We start from the raw sequence: 17,274 nt of genomic DNA, 5'->3' as shown, positions 1-17,274 counted from the left end.
GGTCCGACATCCCCGGCGGCCGTCGTTGCCGCGCGGGAGTCATTGCGTGCTATCCGGAGCACGACCGACCCCGCTGCTACGCCAGCGACCACCACGCCGGGCGCCCCCGCGGGCAGTCCGATATCGCCGAGCACCGCGCAAGCCGCGGCGAACAGAACCGCAGGCCAGGTACTGGGCCGCTGGCGGATCGGCGCTCATCGACACGCTGGTGGCTTCGCGGCCCGCGATGCCGCCATGGTCTCGAAGGCGCTCGCAGGTGGTGCGAAGTGACGGCGCCGCTGTGGTCGGCGTCGCCGCCGGAGGTGCATTCTGCATTACTTCATACGGGCCCCGGACCGGGTTCGTTGCAGGCCGCGGCGCAAACCTGGGCAGCGCTCAGTGCGGAGTATGGGTCGGTTGCTGAGGAATTGACCGCGGTGCTCGCTGCGATGCAAGCCGGCACGTGGGACGGTCCCACCGCGGGGTGTTGCATCGCGGCCTACGCGCCGTACACGGCGTGGTTGCTGCAGGCCAGCGCCGACAGTACGCAAGCCGCTGCTGCTCATGAGGCCGCGGCGACGGCCTATGTGAGTGCCTTGGCGACCATGCCGACGCTAGGCGAGTTGGCGGCTAACCACGCCACCCACGCCGTGTTGGTGGCGACGAATTTCTTTGGCCTCAACACCATCCCCATCGCCCTGACTGAGGCCGACTACGCGCGGATGTGGATCCAAGCCGCCACCACGATGAGCGTTTACGAAATGTCCACTGCCGCTCTCCTGTCATCCGTACCATGCACGAGTCCGGCACCGGTCATCGTCAAACCCGGAGCCGCTATCGCCGGCAACGTCGCCCGAGCCGCCGCCCTTCCCGACCCGATTGATAGATTATTGAATGAGCTACTGCTATTAATTGTGAGCGAATGGTTCAATAGCGTACTGGCGATCTTTGAGTCATTTTTGTTGATTTTATGGGGACCGGAATTCTTTATCAAAGCGCTTTGGTTCCTTTTGACTGGCCACTTTGCCGCCGCCCTTGTTTTGCTGGAGAATTATCTCCTAATCTGGTACTTTTTCCCTTTGTCATTGGCTTGGCAGGTACTGACAGATCCTCTCATCGTCGCAGGTGCGATCCTCGAATGGATTCTCGGCGGCGCCGGTTTCGGTCTTATTCCGGCTTTGTCGACGTCAGTTGCTGGGGGAATGGCGCTGTCGACGGCTACGTTGGCTGCTGCCGACTCGAGCGTGGCTGCGCTGACCGCCGCGCCGGCGGCGGGTGGGGCTGTTGGCACCCTGGGGCCGTTGGCGGGCGCATCGGCGGTATTGCCGCAAGCCCCGTTGGTATCGGCAGTAACGACCGGGGGCGCGCCGACCATATCGGCGCCGGTGGCGGCTGCCGATCAGGGTGCTGGCGCGATGGGGTTCGCCGGGACCACACCCACCGGCGCGCTGATGCAGGCCGGCGGGTTGGCCACGATCGGCGGCGTCGAGTCAGGTGGTGGCGCGCAGGTCCCCATGCTGCCGACCGGTTGGCAGCCAGGTTTGCTCGACGCTGCCCACACCGTGCTCGCGAGCATCTAGTACGGGATGACGCCGACCAGACAGTGGCCCACCCGCTCGCAGTAGTAATAGCCGTACAGCGGTGCCGCAGCGGCGACGGAGGCGAACGGCCCCGACATCACGCCAATTGACAATGCCGCGATCATGGGCCGACCCTGCACCATCGACAGAATCAAGCCACCCACGGCGCACGCGACGACATAAACCAGGACGACAAAGACGGCCGCCGTCTTGTCCAGCGTGTGATACCACCAATAGAACAGACTCAGCCCGACCTCGGCCGCGCCGAACCATACGCCGAGGATGACCAGCAACAACTTCCACCACTTCAGATACTGGTAGCGGCCGGGCACCTGCACCGGTGCGGCAGCCGGCTCGCCCGTCGACGTGTCGGTGTGTGCCTCCGCGACGGTCGGGGTGGACGACGGGCTTTCAGGTTCCTCCCTAAGCTGCGTCGCCGAGTCCGCCTTCTCGGCTTCGGCGGCTAACACGGGCAAGGGCTCCGAGCCGGTGTCGAAATCGGGCACGAACGGAGCCGTCCCCGGGTCTGAAACGTGATCTTGGTCAACCTCTTTGTCAGCCACCGGATGCCACCTCGATTGCCACCAGCACACCGAACCAGCCCGGCGCCAGCGCAAGGATGAACGCGCCCAGCGTCGTCACCCAACGGCGCCCGGAAAACAGGATGATCGCCAGCCCGAGCACGCTGGGAATCGCGACCACCAGCGCAATGACCAGATCTGGCCGGATCGGAGTATGCACCAGCACGGTTCCCGCCACCCCCGCCAGCAAGCCGACCGCATTACCGACCAGCAACGCGCTGGTCAACAGCCGCGCTCGCGGAAGGGGAATCACGTTGTACGACCTTACTGCGGTCACCCCCGAGTGGCCCGGCACGCTCCCGGCGCGTTGTCGGCCACGACTTCACCTCGTACCGGCGGCCGTTCGCCGCGCGCGTAAGCCAGACCCGTGATCACCGGAACTGCTACCAGCGCGGACTTCTCCTCGTCGGTGAAGACCCGGCCGCGACTGAGGAAACGCACCCCCTCCGGTGCTTCCAGGCTGAACCCGCTGCCGCGGCCCGGCACCACGTCGATCACCAGTTGGGTGTGCTGCTCTCGATATTGAGCCTGATACTGCGGACCCGAGATCCATACCGGCACGCCCGGTTCCGTCACATCGAGCACGCCCAGCAGGACGTCGCGGTCACCGACGAGAAAGTCCCCTTGCGGATAGCACATCGGCGAGGACCCGTCGCAGCAGCCGCCGGACTGGTGAAACATCAGCGGACCGTGCCGGTCGTGCAGCCGGGCCAGCAACTCGGCGGCCGACGCGGTGATGACCACACCGGGCGGCGCAACCATCAGAACAACCCGAGCGCCTTGTCGCTGTAGGACACCATCAGGTTCTTGGTCTGTTGGTAATGCTCGAGCGCCATCTTGTGGCCCTCGCGGCCGAAGCCGGACTGCTTGTAGCCGCCGAAGGCCGCGTGCGATGGATATACGTGGTAGCAGTTGACCCACACGCGGCCTGCCTGGATGTCGCGGCCGGCGCGGTAGGCGGTGTTGCCGTCGCGGCTCCACACGCCCGCGCCCAGGCCGTAGAGGGTGTCGTTGGCGATCTCGATCGCATCGTCGTAGTCCCGGAACGACGCCACCGCCACCACCGGTCCGAAGATCTCCTCCTGGAAGATCCGCATCGCGTTGTTGCCGGCGAAGATGGTGGGCTGGGCGTAGAAGCCGCCGGCCAGGTCGCCACCGAGGTCGGCGCGCTCGCCACCGGTGATGATCTTGGCGCCCTCCTCCTTGCCGATCTCGATGTAGGACAAGATCTTCTCGAGCTGGTCGTTGGAGGCCTGCGAGCCCAGCATCGTCTCAGTGTCCAGCGGATCGCCCTGGCGGACCGCCTTGGTCCGGATCGCCGCCAGCTCCAGGAACTCGTCGTAGATGTCGGCCTGGATCAGGCTGCGCGACGGGCAGGTGCACACCTCGCCCTGATTCAGCGCGAACATGGTGAAGCCCTCCAGCGCCTTGTCCTGGAAATCGTCGTTTGCGGCCATCACGTCGGAGAAGAAGATGTTGGGGCTCTTGCCGCCGAGTTCCAGGGTGACCGGGATCAGGTTCTGGGAGGCGTATTGCATGATCAGGCGTCCGGTGGTGGTCTCGCCGGTGAAGGCGACCTTGGCGATCCGGTTGCTGGACGCCAGCGGTTTTCCGGCCTCGAAGCCGAATCCGTTGACGATGTTGACCACTCCCGGCGGTAGCAGCTCACCGATCAGCGACATCAGGTGCAGAATGGACGCCGGGGTCTGTTCGGCGGGTTTGAGCACCACGGTGTTGCCGGCGGCCAGTGCCGGCGCCAGCTTCCAGGCGCCCATCAGGATCGGGAAGTTCCACGGAATGATCTGCCCGACCACTCCGAGCGGCTCGTGGAAGTGGTAGGCGACGGTGTTCTCGTCGATCTGGGAAAGCGAGCCCTCCTGGGCGCGGATCGCCGCGGCGAAATAGCGGAAGTGGTCGGCGGCCAGCGGGATGTCGGCGGCCAGCGCCTCCCGGATCGGTTTGCCGTTGTCCCACACTTCGGCCACCGCCAGGGCGGCCCGGTTTTCGTCGATGCGATCGGCGATCTTGTTCAGGATCGCCGCCCGCGCGGCGGGCGCGATCTTGGCCCACCCCGGCGCCGCGGCATGCGCGGCGTCGAGCGCCTTGTCGACGTCGGCCTCGTCGGATCGCGGTATCTCACAGAACGGCTGACCCGTCACCGGCGTCAGGTTTTCGAAGTAGCGGCCCTGGGTGGGTGCGACCCATTCGCCGCCGATGAAATTCTCGTACCGGGATTCATACGACATCAGCGCACCGGCGGAACCCGGACGTGCAAACACAGTCATCTGCTCGGCTCCTCGCTAGTCATGTAATACAGCTCACAGTAGCGCTGTGGCGGTACCTCTGGAGGTGGTCAGGGCCGTGCGGCGCGGATGCCCCGACCGACGATGTGGTTGAGGGTGGTCAGGGCCGTTTCGAGGGGTACCCCGCTGGCCTCTTCGATCCCGGCCCGAACCACGCCCCATCCCATCTCGAACAGCACCGCTGCGCTGGTTTCCGGATCAATGTCGGCGCGCAACGTTCCGTCGCGGCGGCCTTCCTGGAGGATCTCGGTAAGCACCGCCCTGATGCGGCTGCGCTGGATGTCGGCGGCCAGCGCTGCGGGCCGGCCGTCAACCAGGTTCGAGTCACCGAGCAACGAGGCGCGCAGCAATTCGTCGTGCCCGTAATGTTCGGCGGTCACCTGGGTCAGGGCGGCGAGCCGGCGGGGGACGGTGCCCTCGGCGTGCAGCGCGGCGGTGGCCCGCGCGACGAAGCGTTCGAGGGAGGCTTCGATGACCGCGAGGTAAACGGATTCCTTGGAGTCAAAGTGCAGGTAGAGGCTGCCCTTGCCGGTGCCGGCCCGACGAGTGATGTCGTCGATGGTGGTCCTGCGATACCCGAAACGCCGGAACTGCTCCTCGGCGGCCGCCACCAGACGCTCGCGCGGTGGTGGGCCGGCGACGACTGGGGCCATGCCCGTCATGATAGCGGTTGACGAATACTGACCAGATTTGTATTTTGGTCAGTCGATGACATATCCGCGTCAACCGTCGGCGTACCTGAACGACGACCACGACGCCTTCCGCGCCGCGGTGGCCGCCTTCGTGGCGCGCGAGATGCGGCCCCACGCCCAGGAGTGGGAGACGGCCGGCGTCTTCCCCCGCGATCTGTATGTCAGGGCGGCGCAGGCCGAGCTGCTGGGGTTGCGGTACGAGCCGCAGTGGGGCGGCAGCGGCCTCGACTACTTCGCCACCGTGGTGCTGTGTGAGGAGCTGGCCAAATGCGACTCGATCGGCACCGCGGTCGGGCTGATGGCCCAGTCGGAGTTCGCGCTGTCGGCCATCGCCGACGAGGCGTCCGACGAGTTGAAGGCCGCCTACCTGGCGCCCGCGATCCGCGGCGAGCTGATCGGCGCCATCGGCGTCTCCGAGCCGGGCGCGGGCTCCGATGTCGCCTCGATCGCCACCTGGGCGCGCCGCGACGGCGACGAGTACGTCATCTCGGGGCAGAAGACGTTCATCTCCAACGGCACCCGGGCCGACTTCCTCACCCTGGCCGTGCGCACCGGAAAGCCGGGGCCGCATGGCATTTCGCTGGTGGTGTTCCCGACCGACACGCCGGGGTTCTCGGTCGGCCGGCGCCTGGACAAGTTGGGAGCGCGGGCGTCGGATACCGGCGAGCTGTTCTTCGACAACTGCCGCATCCCGGCCGCGAACCTGGTGGGCGAGGAGGGGTGGGGTTTTCGCTACATCCTGTCGCACTTCGCCGGCGAGCGACTGGTGATCGCCGCGTTCGCGGTCGGGGCCATGGAGCACCTGATCACGATCGGCCTCGACTATGCCAGGACGCGTCGTGCCTTCGGCCGCGCGCTGTGGGACTTTCAGGCGTGGCGGCACCGGTTTGCCCAGATGACGACCCGGCTGGAGGCGACGCGGCTGCTCACCTATCAGGCCGCCGACCTGCTGAATCGCCGCGACCCGGCCGCCGAGGTGGCGGTGTCGATGGCCAAGCTGGCCGCCGCCGAGGCCGCCCAATTCGTGGCCGCCGAGGTGCTGCAGCTGCACGGCGGCTTCGGCCAGATGGAGGAGTCCCCGGTGCCCCGCTACTACCGCGACGTCGCCGGGTTCTCCGTCGGCGCCGGCACGTCGGAGATCATGCGCGAGCTCATCGCCCGCGCACTCGACCGAGCAAGGGAGAAGTCGTGAGTGAACGCGTGGGCGCGATCGACGCCTGGATGACGATCTGCGGGCCGGGCGCCGCCGATCGCTGGCCTGACCCGTTCTGGCATATCTTCGCCAAATACGGTGTGGCCGAACGGTTTCGGCGGGGATTCACCCTCGACGAGGTGCTGGCCGAGATGGACGCCGCCGGAGTCGAGTGGGGCGTGGCGTCGTCGTTTAAGTTCCTCGACACCTGGGTCGTCGACAACGACGAGACCGCCGCCTACGTCGCCAAGGCGCCGGACCGGCTGATCGGCTGCTGCACCGTCGACATCCGCGACCCGGTGCCGGCCATGCGGGAGCTGCGCCGCTGCGTCGAGGAGCTGGGCATGCGGGCGGTGCGCCTCGAGCCCTACCAGTACGGCGACGGCCGCACGACCGCACCGCCGCCCACCGACCGGATGTACTGGCCGATCTACGTCGCCTGCTGCGAGTACGGCATCCCGGTGGCCATCCAGGTCGGTCACACCGGCCCGCTGCTGCCCTCGGAGTGTGGGCGGCCCATCTACCTCGACGAGGTCGCGCTCACCTTCCCCGAGCTCACCATCGTGGGCACCCACGTCGGCAACCCGTGGGAGGAGGAGATGATGATCCTGGCCTGGAAGCATCCCAACGTCTATGTCGAGACGTCGGCCCGGCCGGCCCGCCGCTGGTCGGCGTCGCTGCGCGAGTTCGCCGGCGGCTGGGGTCAGGACAAGCTGATCTGGGGCACCGACTACCCGCTGCTGCCGTTCGACCGCACGGTCAACGACGTCTTCGACTGCGGCTTCTCTGCCAGCGCGACCCGAAAGATCCTGCGCGCCAACGCCGCCCGAGTGTTCGGCATCCCTGTTTGAGGCGGGCTCGATGATCGACGTCTTCCTCACCGACGAACAGCGCCGGCTGCGGGCCGAGGTGCGCGAGTGGCTCGATGATGCCTACCCCCCGGACCGCGTCGTCGCGCTCGAGCGTGACCGGGAATACCCCGAGGAGTTCTGGGCGGCCTGCGCCGAGCGGGGTTGGTGCGGCATCCCGGCGCCGGTCGAGCACGGCGGGCGCGCCGGCACCGTGACCGACCTGTGTGTGTTCGTCGAGGAGGTCGCCAAGACGACGATCTCGCTGGCGACGTTGTACATCACCGCGACGATCTTCGGCTCGCACGCGCTGGAGATCTGCGGCTCACCAGCCCAACGCGAGCGGCTGCTGCCGGCCGTGGCCACGGGCGCGGTGCGATTCGCGCTGGCCATGTCCGAGCCGGGGGCCGGTTCGGACTTTGCGGCGATGACGACGACCGCGACCCGGGTCGACGGGGGGTGGCGCATCGACGGGCGCAAGGGTCCCATCAGCGGCGCCGAGCGGGCCGAGGTGCTGATCACCGCGGCCCGCACCGCGACCGACCCCGGCTCGCGGCACCGCGGCATCAGCCTGTTCCTCGTCGAGCCGCCCGTGGCTGGGCTGACCTTCGAGCGGCGCGAGTTCGCCGCGATGCGCGGTCTGCCGGTCGACGACGTCGGCTACGACTCGGTGGTCGTGAGTGACGACGCGCTGCTCGGCGCCGAGGGCGAAGGATGGCGCAACCTCGCCCGGCTGATGGACCCCGAACGGCTCGCCAACGCGGCCCAGGCCGTCGGCGTCGCACAGGCCGCGGTCGACGACGCGGTCGCCTATGCCCGCGCCCGCCACCAGTACAGCAAGCCGATCGGGCAGTTTCAGGCCGTCGCCCACCCGCTGGCCACCGCTCACGCGGAGATCGCCGCCGCCCGGCTGCTCGTGTACGGCGCCGCCCGCAAGCGCGACGTCGAGGGTCCGTGCCCGCTGGAGGCGTCGATGGCGAAGATGGTCGCCAACAACGTCGCGGTGCGGGCCACCGAGGCCGCGCTGCAGACCGCCGGGGCTCGCGGCTACCAGGCGGACTCACCGTTCATGCGTAGGTTCCTCGAGGCCCGCGGCTGTGAGCTCGGCGGCGGAACCAGCCAGATCCAGCGCAATATCGTCAGCCACTACCTGGGGTTGCGATGAGAGCAGTGGTGTTCCGGGAACCGGGCGTGGTCAAGCTGGAGACGGTCGCCGATCCCCCCGCCGGCCCCGGCGAGGTGGTCATCGAGGTCGCGGCGGCCGGGGTATGCGGCACCGACCACCATCTGGTGGCCGGCGAGCTCGGCGTGCCGGCCGGAACGATCCCGGGCCACGAGACGGCGGGATGCGTGGTCGAGATCAGCCCCGATGTTGATGGCGTCGCGGTCGGTGACCGCGTGGTCTGCTACGGCCAGGTGGTGTGCGGCCGCTGCGAGGCCTGCCGCAGCGGGCACGACAACCGCTGCACCCGGCCGCAGGGATTCGGCATGGCCCGTCCCGGCGGGTTCGCCGAGTACCTAGCCGCGCCGGCGTCCTGCCTGCTGCCGCTGCCCGACGGGGTCGAACCGGAGATCGGAGCCATCGCCACCGACGCCATCGCCACGCCGTTTCACGCACTGGACTCGGTGGGCGCGGTGCGGCCGGGCGAGCGGGTGGTGGTAGTGGGCACCGGCGGCCTCGGGCTGCATGCGGTGGCCCTGGCTCGGCTGATGGGCGCCGGCCGGGTGGTCGCCGCCGACCCGTCCCCGCAGGCGCGGTCGCTGGCGCTGGCGGCCGGGGCCGACGACGTGCTCGACCCGGCCGCAGTGGCCGACCCGGGCCGCGAGCTGCGGGCCCTGGCGGGCGGCGCACACGCCGCGTTCGAGTTCGTCGGCCGCGCCGACACCGTCGAGCTGGCCCTGCAATCCCTGACCGCCGGTGGCCGCCTCGTCGTCGTCGGGGTGGGCCACGACCGCCCACGACTCCCCCCGATCATCCGGTTCGTCGGCATGGAGCTGGCGGTGCGCGGCTCGTTCGGGTCCACGAGGACCGACATCGCCGCCGCCCTCGCGCTCGTCGCAGCCGGACGCCTCGACGTGTCCCGCTCGGTGAGCCGCCGCGTCGACCTCGACGAGGCACCCGACGTGTTCAACCGGCCGGCGTGCCCGGCACGCACCGTCATCACGCCGCACCCACCGCAGAACGGGACGCGATGACTACCGAGGTCGAGTTCGACGTCACCGGTGCGGTGGCCACCGTGACACTCAACCGTCCCGACCGGCTCAACACTCTTTCCATCCCGATGGTCGACCGGCTGGTCGACGTCCTCGCCGAGGCCGCGGCATCGTCGGCGCGAGTCGTGGTGCTGGCCGGGGCCGGTCGGACGTTCTGCGCGGGGGCCGACCAGGCCGAGATGTTCGAGCGGGACGCCCAGGAGTGGGAACGGGTCGTGCGGCGCTACCTCGACCCGGTCCGCGCGATCGTCGCGATGGACAAACCCGTCATCGCCGCGCTGCACGGCGACACCGTCGGTGGCGGCCTAGGCCTGGCGATGGCATGCGATCTGCGGATAGCGGCCGACGGTATCCGCCTCGGCTCGCCGTTCACACCGATCGGGCTGGCCGGCTGCGACATGTCGGCGGGATGGTTCCTGCCGCGCCTGGTGGGCCTGGGCGCGGCCAGTGAGCTGATGCTCACGGGTCGGTTGGTGACGGCCGAGGAGGCCCTGCAACTCGGCTTGGTTCACCGGGTTGTGCCGCGAGATGACTTCGCCGACGAGGTGCGGCGGTGGAGCGAGCAGCTGGCCGCGGGTGCGCCGGTGGCGCACGCGTGGACCAAGCGGGCAATCCACCGCTCGCTGGGCGTCGACATGGACGGCGAGTTCGAATTCGAGATCTTCGCCCAGGTGCAATGCCTGCAGACCGCCGACCACCGCGAGGGTGTGGCCGCCTTTCAACAGCGCCGCCGCCCGGAGTTCACCGGTGAGTGACCTCGGCGCCGAACAGGAGGCGTTCCGCGTCGAGGTCGCCCGGTTCGCCGCCACCGAGATCGCGCCGCATGCCGGTCGGTGGGATATCGAAGACCGTTACCCCACCGAGCTTTTCGCGCGGCTTGCCCGGCTGGGCTGGCTGGGCGTCGGGTTCGCCGAGGAGGACGGCGGCTGTGGTGGCGGCCCGGTCGAGCGCTGCATCCTGATCGAGGAGCTGGCCCGCGCCTCGGCCGGGGTCGCGCTGGGCATCTATGTGCACACCGCGCTGGCCGCGGCCGCCCTCGCCGACGTCGCCGCGCCCGCGCTGCGCGGGCGGTTCCTGCCTGGGCTGCTGGCCGGGCAGACCACCGCGGCGTGGGCCTACGCCGAGCCCGACGCCGGTGCAGACGTCACCCGGGTGCGCCTGGCGGCGCGCCGTGACGGTGGTGACTACCTGCTCGACGGGTCGAAGCTCTACATCACCAACGGCACGTTCGCCGACGTCATCCTCGTCGTCGCCCGCACCGGTGACGAACCGGGCCGGCTACGGGGCCTGTCGGTGCTCGTCGTCGACGGCGACACGCCGGGGCTGACCCGCCGGCCGATGGCCAAGGTCGGCATGCACCCCGCGGAGCTGGCCGAGCTGCATTTCGACGGTTGCCCGGTGCCCGCCGACCGGCTCGTCGGCGACGAAGACGACGGGTTGCGCCAATGCCTGCCGGTACTGTCCCGCGGCCGCGTCTACGGCGGGGCGCTGGCCCTGGGGCTTGCCGGCGCCGCACTGGACGCGGCAATCACCCACGTGGCGCGCCGCGAGCAGTTCGGCGCGCCACTGGCCGCGCTGCAGGGCGTGCGGTTCACGCTCGCCGACATGGCAGCCCGGCTGCGCGCCGCCCGCGCCCTGGTCTACGGCGCGGCGACCACGCTGGCGGCCGCCCGCGAGGCCGGTACCGACGCCTCGATCGCCAAGCTGGTGGCCTCCGAGGCGGCCACCTGGATCGCCGAGCGGGCCATGCATCTGCACGGCGCCCACGGCTTCATGCTCGACAGCGCAGTGCAGCGCTATTACCGGGACTGCAAGGTCCTCGAATACGGTGAGGGCGCCAACGAGGTGCAGCGCGAGCTGATCGCCAAGGCGCTCACCGGCGGGTTTCGCCCATGACGAATGCACCGAACGCAGTGGTGAAGGCCGCGGTGATCGAGGCGCCCGGCTCGCCGCTGCGCGTCGAGGAGCTCGAGCTCGCCGGGCCCGGTCCCGGCGAGGTGGCGGTACGGATGCGCGCCACCGCCATGTGCCGCAGCGATCTGCACGTTGCGCAGACCGGCGAGGGTCTGCGCTTCCCGGCGGTGCTCGGCCATGAGGGCGCCGGCGTGGTCGACTGCGTCGGGGAGGGCGTCGGCATCGCGGTCGGCACGCCCGTCGTCTTGTCGTGGACGCCGCGCTGTGGTCGCTGCCCGCGCTGCCTGGAGGGCCGTCCCCAGCTCTGCCAGCGGCTTTCCACCAGCCCGCCGGGCGGCCACCTGTCTCGGGCCGACACGGTCATGGGCGCCTACATGGGTCTGGGCTGCCTGGCCGAGGCGGTCGTGGTGCCCGAGGCGTGCGCCGTGCCGGTGCCGACCGGCGCCGACCTGGAACGGCTGTGTCTGCTCGGCTGCGGCGTCACCACCGGGTTTGGCGCCGCGGTGCACGCGGGAGCCGTGAAAACCGGTGACACCGTGGCGGTGTTCGGTTGCGGTGCTGTCGGCCTGTCGGCCATCCAAGGCGCTCGCATCGCCGGCGCCAGACGCATTTTCGCGGCCGACCCGATAGCCGCTCGCCGCGCGCTGGCCGCCGAGCTCGGCGCCACGGATCTGATCGACACTGTCGATCGGATCGTCGACTGCACGGCCGGCGGCGTCGACGTCGCGATCGAAGCGACCGGCGCACCGGAAGCGATGGAACGGCTGCTCGACGTCGTCCACCCCGGCGGTACCGCCGTCGTTGTCGGTCTGCCCGGCTTCGCGGCGACCATCACCGTGTCGCCGTTCCACTTCCTGATGGAAAAGACGCTCACCGGCTCGATCTACGGCTCCGCCGACCCCTGGCGCGATTTCGCTATCCTCGTCGACCTCTACGCCCAGGGGCGGCTGCGCCTCGACAAGCTCACGGGCGGGCGGTTCGATCTCGCCGGCGCCAACGACGCCCTGACCGAACTTGCCGACCACCGCTCTCCCCGCCCGATCGTCACCTTCTCCGCCGAAGGGAGCTGAAGCGTCGCGTGTCGGCCTGTGCGCCTGGCGCCCGGTCGCGCCGGCCGCCGTTAACGCGCTGGGGTCGAAGCGCACTTCCTACCCTCATCAGCGAAAGCTACGGTTCGAAGATGAAGCGCGTAGTGGTGCCACGCTACGGGGGGCCGGAGGTCCTCAGCGTCGTCGAGGAGGACCAACCCGTCCCGGGTCCAGGCCAGGTTTCCGTTCGCGTGCTGGCCGCGGGCGTGTCATTCACGGATACGCTGCTTCGGGCCGGGACCTATCCAGGCGGACCCAAGCCGCCCTTTACCCCTGGGTATGAGTTCGCCGGCGTTGTCGAGCGGATCGGTCCGGGATGCTCGACGCTGGTGCGCGGAGACCGTGTCGCCGCGCTGGTGGTCCGGGGCGGCTACGCCGAGATCGTCTGCGTTGCAGAGTCATTGGCGATCAAGGTGCCCGATGATGTCGACCCGGCCGTGCTGGTGAGCGTGATTTTCCCGTACCTGACCGCCTACCAGCTCATCCATCGCGCGGCGAAAGCTCAGCCCGGGGCAACCGTGCTCTACCACGGGGCCGCGGGGCGGGTGGGGGTCGCATTACTCGAGCTCGCCAAGCCTGCAGACCTCCGCGTCTATGGGACGGCGTCGACCGCGGACTGCGCGTGTCGAGCGACTCGGCGGTGTGGCGATCGACTACACCCGCAAGGATTTTCTCCGATGCGTGCGCGAGCTGCCCGGCGGCGGGGTCGACGTCGCGCTCGATGGAATCGGCGGATCGCTGTCGTTTCGTTCTCTTCGCGCATTGCGGCGCGGCGGTCGGCTGGTGCTCTTCGGCCACTACTCGACCGTTGCCCGCGGACGCCGCACTTGGCGCGGTTCGGCTCGGTTCTACGCCTGGGCGGGCGCTGCCGCGCTTGGCGGGCTTGTCTCGCCTAGTCTGGGCGGCACGTAATGACCTACCGGATCGCCAAGCTGCGCGACCGACATCCCGACTGGTTCCGTGACGATCTGCTCGAGCTAATCCGGCTGCTGCGCGAAGGCAGTATTCATCCGGTCGTCGCACAACGCATACCGTTGGCCGACGCGCGTCGCGCACATGAGTTGCTCGAAACCGCCGCCGCCCAGGGCAAGCTTGTCTTGATCCCTTGATCGACCTGCGGTGCCGGGCCGCAAGAGCCGCAAGCCCAGCCGATTCCCCCTCGGCCTGGCCACAGTCGACGGCCGGCCCTGCCTCGGGTCCATGCCGTTGCGCTGCCGAGATGCGGCGGCGAAGACCATTGATCCGGTCACAACCACTGCTCCTTCGTCACAGCGGGCCCCGGGACCGGTGCGCGGCCGCTGCATCGTGGGCCAGCGGCTGCCATCACAATGGCCTTCGTGAGGACTGATCCCTATCTTTGGCTCGAGGAAGTCACCGATGAGAAAGCACTTGATTGGGTGCGCGCCTGCAACGAACGAACCCTCGCGCAGTACGGCGGTGAGCAGTTCGAGCGGATGCGGACCGAGGCACTCGAGGTGCTCGACACCGACACCCGAATCCCCTACGTGGTGCGGCGCGGCGACTACCTCTACAACTTCTGGCGCGACGCCGCCAACCCGAGGGGGCTGTGGCGGCGCACCACGCTGGACAGCTACCGCACCGACAACCCGGAATGGGATGTCCTGATCGACGTCGACGAACTCGGTCGTGTGGACGGCCAGAAATGGGTGTGGGCCGGCGCCGGCGTGATCGAACCCGACCACACCCTCGCCCTGGTGGCCCTCTCCCCGGGCGGGTCGGATGCATCGGTCGTGCGTGAATTCGACATGCGGACACGCCGATTCGTCGACGGCGGATTCGAGCTGCCGCAAGCCAAGTCCCAGATCGCCTGGCAAGAACCGGATACCGTGCTGGTGGGCACCGACTTCGGCGCCGATTCGCTCACCGAATCCGGCTACCCTCGCGTCGTCAAGCGATGGCGCCGGGGCACCCCGCTGGCTGACGCGGAGACGGTGTTCGAGGGCACCCGCGCCGACGTCCGCGTCATGGCATCGGTGGATCGCACCCCCGGGTTCGAGCGCACCATGATTGCGCGGGCCCTCGACTTCTGGAACGACGAAGTCTACGAGCTGCGCGGCGCGGAGCTGATCCGTATCGATGCACCCACCGACGCCAGCGTGTCGGTGCACCGCCAGTGGCTGCTGATCGAACTGCGCACCGACTGGGCGGTCGGCGCCACCACCTATACCGCGGGTTCCCTACTGGCTGCTCGCTACGATGAATTCCTTGCCGGCACAGCGCAATTGCGAGTGGTATTCGAGCCGGACCCACATACCGCCCTGTATCAGTACACGTGGACCCGCGATCGGCTGCTGATCGTGACGCTCGCCGACGTAGCCAGCCGCGTCGAAATCGCCACCCCTGGCGACTGGCGCCGCGATCCGTTGTCGGGCATCCCCGCGGCGACCCACACCGTCGTCGTCACCGCCGACAGCTACGGTGACGAATTTTTCCTCGATTCCAGCGGATTCGACACGCCGTCGCGACTGCTGCGCGGCACCGACGACGGAGAACTCGCCCCGATCAAGTCCGCGCCGGCCTTCTTCGATGCCAAAAACCTCACGGTGGCACAGTATTTCACCGAGTCCGACGACGGGACGGCCATTCCGTATTTCGTCGTACGGCCCGCGGACACCGACGGACCCGGCCCCACGCTGCTCAGCGGCTACGGTGGATTCGAGGTGCCCAGGACACCCGCATACGACGGCGTGCTGGGCCGGTTGTGGCTGGCCCGCGGCGGCACCCACGTGCTGGCCAACATCCGCGGCGGCGGCGAGTACGGACCCGGCTGGCACACCCAGGCGATGCGCGCTGACCGGCACAAGGTGGCCGAGGACTTCGCCTCAGTTGCAACGGATTTGGTGAAACGAGAACTCACCACGGTCGAGCAGCTCGGCGCCCGGGGCGGCAGCAACGGCGGGCTGCTGACGGGCATCATGCTGACCAAGTACCCGGAGAAGTTCGGCGCGCTGGTCTGCGATGTGCCGCTGCTGGACATGAAGCGCTATCACCTGCTGCTGGCCGGAGCCTCCTGGATGGCGGAATACGGCGACCCCGACAACCCCGACGACTGGAAATTCATCTCCGAATACTCGCCTTACCAAAATATTTCAGCGGACCGGAAGTACCCGCCGGTGCTCATCACCACCTCCACCCGCGACGACCGCGTCCACCCGGGCCACGCCCGCAAGATGACCGCCGCCCTGGAGGCCGCGGGCCATCAAGTCTGGTACTACGAGAACATCGAGGGCGGACACGCCGGCGCGGCCGACAACGAGCAGCTGGCCTTCAAGTCGGCGTTGAGTTACTCCTTCCTGCACCGGATGCTGGGCGGCGGCCGGTAGCCCGGTCGCCAGGGCAGCCGCGATGGCGGATGGTCGCGGTCGCGACGTCTAACGCCACGCATCTTTGGGGACCCCGGTTGTCATGGCTGCGCAACTGCCCGGTGTACTTCACTCGCTTGCACCCGTCGTGGACCGTGACGGTTACGCGGCGATCATCGTCCTGGTCGGAGTGCAGGGTGCGGGTGGCCGCCACCGAGCGTTTCTTCGCCAGGCGCGGCGCCATCTTCGTGGCCGGCGCGCGGTTCATCGACGGGCTCCGCCGGGCCAACGGTGTCGTTGCCGGGGCAGCCCACACGGGTTGGTGGCGTTTTCTGGCGTTCAACGCGCTGGGGGGCGCCGCGTGGGTCACTCTGTGGGTGTTGGTCTGGCCGGTGATCACATCGGGGCGATCTACGCGGATTTCCAGCGGTACGAGAAGTACGTGTGGGCAGCGTCGGCCGTCCTTGTCGTCGCCCTGCTGATCCGTTGGCTGCTCACATGGCGATCCGGGCGCGACATGGAAGCGTAAGAAGCGCAAGGCGTCCCGTGCGCCTCGCAATGACGAGCGCTTGACATTGAAGTCCCTCAGCGGCTTCGCTTCGGCTATGTCTTTTTCCCGGCCCGATGCCCGGCCTGTTCCCCGCCCTGTGCCCGACTTCGAAACGCTGCTCTACTCCACGGCCGGGCCGGTCGCCACCATCACGTTGAATCGCCCGGAACACCTCAACACCATCGTTCCGCCGATGCCCGACGAGATCGAGGCGGCGGTGGGGCTGGCCGAGCGTGACCGAGACATCAAGGTCATCGTGCTGCGCGGCGCCGGACGTGCCTTCTCCGGTGGTTACGACTTCGGCGGTGGCTTCCAGCACTGGGGTGAGGCCATGATGACCGCCGGCACGTGGGATCCGGGTAAGGATTTCGCGATGGTCAGCGCCCGCGAGACGGGCCCCACCCAGAAGTTCATGGCGATCTGGCGGGCGTCGAAGCCGGTGATCGCGCAGGTGCACGGTTGGTGCGTGGGCGGCGCCAGCGACTATGCGTTGTGCGCCGACATCGTGATCGCCAGCAACGACGCCGTGATCGGCACCCCGTACAGCCGCATGTGGGGGGCCTATCTGACCGGGATGTGGCTGTACCGGCTGAGCTTGGCCAAGGTCAAATGGCACGCGCTGACCGGCCGGCCGTTGACCGGTGTCCAGGCCGCCGAGGTCGAGCTGATCAACGAGGCGGTGCCCTTCGAACGGCTCGAGGCGCGGGTCGCCGAGATCGCCGCCGAGCTGGCGCGAATCCCGTTGTCGCAGTTACAGGCACAGAAGTTGATCGTCAACCAGGCCTACGAGAACATGGGACTGGCGTCCACCCAGACGTTGGGCGGCATTCTCGACGGCCTGATGCGCAACACCCCCGACGCACTCGAGTTCATCAAGACCGCCGAAACCCAGGGGGTGCGGGCCGCGATCGAGCGTCGCGACGGCCCCTTCGGCGACTACAGCCAGGCTCCGCCGGAGCTGCGTCCCGACCCGAACCACGTGATCATCCCTGATGGCAATGCATAGTGAG

At 68.8% G+C, this 17,274-nt stretch carries 18 protein-coding genes and 1 pseudogene; 14 read left to right on the top strand and 5 right to left on the bottom strand.

Going from position 1 to position 17,274, the window contains the following annotated elements:
• Positions 1-266: 266 nt before the first annotated feature.
• Positions 267-1,559, top strand: a complete 1,293-nt coding sequence (locus EET10_RS03255) for a PPE family protein (RefSeq protein ID WP_122501895.1) — start codon at positions 267-269, stop codon at positions 1,557-1,559.
• Here the strand turns inward: EET10_RS03255 and EET10_RS03250 are convergent.
• The 5 genes from EET10_RS03250 to EET10_RS03230 all read right to left on the bottom strand — a co-directional run bounded on the left by EET10_RS03250 (position 1,556) and on the right by EET10_RS03230 (position 5,096).
• Positions 1,556-2,122, bottom strand: coding sequence for a hypothetical protein (locus tag EET10_RS03250; protein WP_036398753.1), 567 nt, complete (start codon positions 2,120-2,122; stop codon positions 1,556-1,558). The genes EET10_RS03255 and EET10_RS03250 overlap by 4 nt on opposite strands.
• Positions 2,115-2,393: a putative holin gene (locus EET10_RS03245; RefSeq protein WP_036399587.1), complete on the bottom strand. Its 279-nt coding sequence runs from the start codon at positions 2,391-2,393 to the stop codon at positions 2,115-2,117. Before EET10_RS03245 ends, EET10_RS03250 begins: the two co-directional genes overlap by 8 nt.
• Before the next feature lie 20 nt (positions 2,394-2,413).
• Complete coding sequence (locus EET10_RS03240; RefSeq protein WP_036398756.1) at positions 2,414-2,902, bottom strand: DUF779 domain-containing protein; 489 nt, start codon at positions 2,900-2,902, stop codon at positions 2,414-2,416.
• On the bottom strand, positions 2,902-4,425 hold the full coding sequence (gene exaC / locus EET10_RS03235; RefSeq protein WP_036398758.1) for an acetaldehyde dehydrogenase ExaC: 1,524 nt from the start codon (positions 4,423-4,425) through the stop codon (positions 2,902-2,904). The genes EET10_RS03240 and exaC overlap by 1 nt, the downstream gene beginning before the upstream one ends.
• Before the next feature lie 68 nt (positions 4,426-4,493).
• Positions 4,494-5,096 (bottom strand): TetR/AcrR family transcriptional regulator, encoded by a 603-nt coding sequence (locus EET10_RS03230; RefSeq protein ID WP_167480123.1) that lies wholly within the window; start codon positions 5,094-5,096, stop codon positions 4,494-4,496.
• A gap of 55 nt (positions 5,097-5,151) precedes the next feature.
• Between EET10_RS03230 and EET10_RS03225 the strand changes: the two genes are divergently transcribed.
• From EET10_RS03225 to EET10_RS03180, 13 genes and pseudogenes are all read left to right on the top strand, one after another.
• On the top strand, positions 5,152-6,327 hold the full coding sequence (locus EET10_RS03225) for an acyl-CoA dehydrogenase family protein (protein ID WP_051490222.1): 1,176 nt from the start codon (positions 5,152-5,154) through the stop codon (positions 6,325-6,327).
• Positions 6,324-7,178, top strand: coding sequence for an amidohydrolase family protein (locus tag EET10_RS03220; RefSeq protein WP_051490223.1), 855 nt, complete (start codon positions 6,324-6,326; stop codon positions 7,176-7,178). Before EET10_RS03225 ends, EET10_RS03220 begins: the two co-directional genes overlap by 4 nt.
• Positions 7,179-7,188: 10 nt before the next feature.
• Positions 7,189-8,340 carry an acyl-CoA dehydrogenase family protein gene (locus EET10_RS03215; RefSeq protein WP_063466950.1) on the top strand — a complete coding sequence of 384 codons (1,152 nt, stop codon included), beginning with the start codon at positions 7,189-7,191 and terminating at the stop codon, positions 8,338-8,340.
• Positions 8,337-9,371: a zinc-dependent alcohol dehydrogenase gene (locus tag EET10_RS03210; RefSeq protein ID WP_099187985.1), complete on the top strand. Its 1,035-nt coding sequence runs from the start codon at positions 8,337-8,339 to the stop codon at positions 9,369-9,371. Before EET10_RS03215 ends, EET10_RS03210 begins: the two co-directional genes overlap by 4 nt.
• Complete coding sequence (locus tag EET10_RS03205) at positions 9,368-10,144, top strand: enoyl-CoA hydratase/isomerase family protein (RefSeq protein ID WP_036398766.1); 777 nt, start codon at positions 9,368-9,370, stop codon at positions 10,142-10,144. Before EET10_RS03210 ends, EET10_RS03205 begins: the two co-directional genes overlap by 4 nt.
• Positions 10,137-11,285 carry an acyl-CoA dehydrogenase family protein gene (locus tag EET10_RS03200; RefSeq protein WP_036398767.1) on the top strand — a complete coding sequence of 383 codons (1,149 nt, stop codon included), beginning with the start codon at positions 10,137-10,139 and terminating at the stop codon, positions 11,283-11,285. Before EET10_RS03205 ends, EET10_RS03200 begins: the two co-directional genes overlap by 8 nt.
• A 20-nt stretch (positions 11,286-11,305) precedes the next feature.
• Positions 11,306-12,373 carry a zinc-binding dehydrogenase gene (locus EET10_RS03195; protein ID WP_063466997.1) on the top strand — a complete coding sequence of 356 codons (1,068 nt, stop codon included), beginning with the start codon at positions 11,306-11,308 and terminating at the stop codon, positions 12,371-12,373.
• A gap of 110 nt (positions 12,374-12,483) precedes the next feature.
• Positions 12,484-12,801, top strand: a pseudogene (locus tag EET10_RS32135) (alcohol dehydrogenase catalytic domain-containing protein); the annotation flags it as partial.
• A 184-nt stretch (positions 12,802-12,985) separates the two neighbouring features.
• Positions 12,986-13,303 carry a zinc-binding dehydrogenase gene (locus EET10_RS31545; RefSeq protein WP_211191050.1) on the top strand — a complete coding sequence of 106 codons (318 nt, stop codon included), beginning with the start codon at positions 12,986-12,988 and terminating at the stop codon, positions 13,301-13,303.
• A complete protein-coding gene (locus EET10_RS31540; protein WP_211187886.1) occupies positions 13,303-13,500 on the top strand; it encodes a zinc-binding dehydrogenase in 198 nt (65 codons plus the stop codon). Before EET10_RS31545 ends, EET10_RS31540 begins: the two co-directional genes overlap by 1 nt.
• A gap of 228 nt (positions 13,501-13,728) precedes the next feature.
• A complete protein-coding gene (locus tag EET10_RS03185) occupies positions 13,729-15,735 on the top strand; it encodes a prolyl oligopeptidase family serine peptidase (protein ID WP_246013596.1) in 2,007 nt (668 codons plus the stop codon).
• 340 nt (positions 15,736-16,075) lie between these two features.
• Positions 16,076-16,243 (top strand): hypothetical protein, encoded by a 168-nt coding sequence (locus EET10_RS29450; RefSeq protein ID WP_167480122.1) that lies wholly within the window; start codon positions 16,076-16,078, stop codon positions 16,241-16,243.
• Between the two features lie 76 nt (positions 16,244-16,319).
• On the top strand, positions 16,320-17,270 hold the full coding sequence (locus EET10_RS03180) for a crotonase/enoyl-CoA hydratase family protein (RefSeq protein ID WP_051490225.1): 951 nt from the start codon (positions 16,320-16,322) through the stop codon (positions 17,268-17,270).
• Positions 17,271-17,274 lie beyond the last annotated feature (4 nt).

It is taken from the genome of Mycobacterium pseudokansasii, from assembly GCF_900566075.1.
Classification (GTDB): domain Bacteria; phylum Actinomycetota; class Actinomycetes; order Mycobacteriales; family Mycobacteriaceae; genus Mycobacterium; species Mycobacterium pseudokansasii.
The sequence above is the reverse complement of the archived record's forward strand: the minus strand, read 5'-3'. Positions and strand labels throughout refer to the sequence as shown.

Coding starts and splice junctions, on each gene's coding strand:
- EET10_RS31545 (WP_211191050.1), top strand. CDS start 12,986: ATGGGACGGCGTCGACCGCGGACTGCGCGTGTCGAGCGACTCGGCGGT.
- EET10_RS03210 (WP_099187985.1), top strand. CDS start 8,337: ATGAGAGCAGTGGTGTTCCGGGAACCGGGCGTGGTCAAGCTGGAGACG.
- EET10_RS03205 (WP_036398766.1), top strand. CDS start 9,368: ATGACTACCGAGGTCGAGTTCGACGTCACCGGTGCGGTGGCCACCGTG.
- exaC (WP_036398758.1), bottom strand. CDS start 4,425: ATGACTGTGTTTGCACGTCCGGGTTCCGCCGGTGCGCTGATGTCGTAT.
- EET10_RS03215 (WP_063466950.1), top strand. CDS start 7,189: ATGATCGACGTCTTCCTCACCGACGAACAGCGCCGGCTGCGGGCCGAG.
- EET10_RS03180 (WP_051490225.1), top strand. CDS start 16,320: ATGTCTTTTTCCCGGCCCGATGCCCGGCCTGTTCCCCGCCCTGTGCCC.
- EET10_RS03230 (WP_167480123.1), bottom strand. CDS start 5,096: ATGGCCCCAGTCGTCGCCGGCCCACCACCGCGCGAGCGTCTGGTGGCG.
- EET10_RS03240 (WP_036398756.1), bottom strand. CDS start 2,902: ATGGTTGCGCCGCCCGGTGTGGTCATCACCGCGTCGGCCGCCGAGTTG.
- EET10_RS03225 (WP_051490222.1), top strand. CDS start 5,152: ATGACATATCCGCGTCAACCGTCGGCGTACCTGAACGACGACCACGAC.
- EET10_RS31540 (WP_211187886.1), top strand. CDS start 13,303: ATGACCTACCGGATCGCCAAGCTGCGCGACCGACATCCCGACTGGTTC.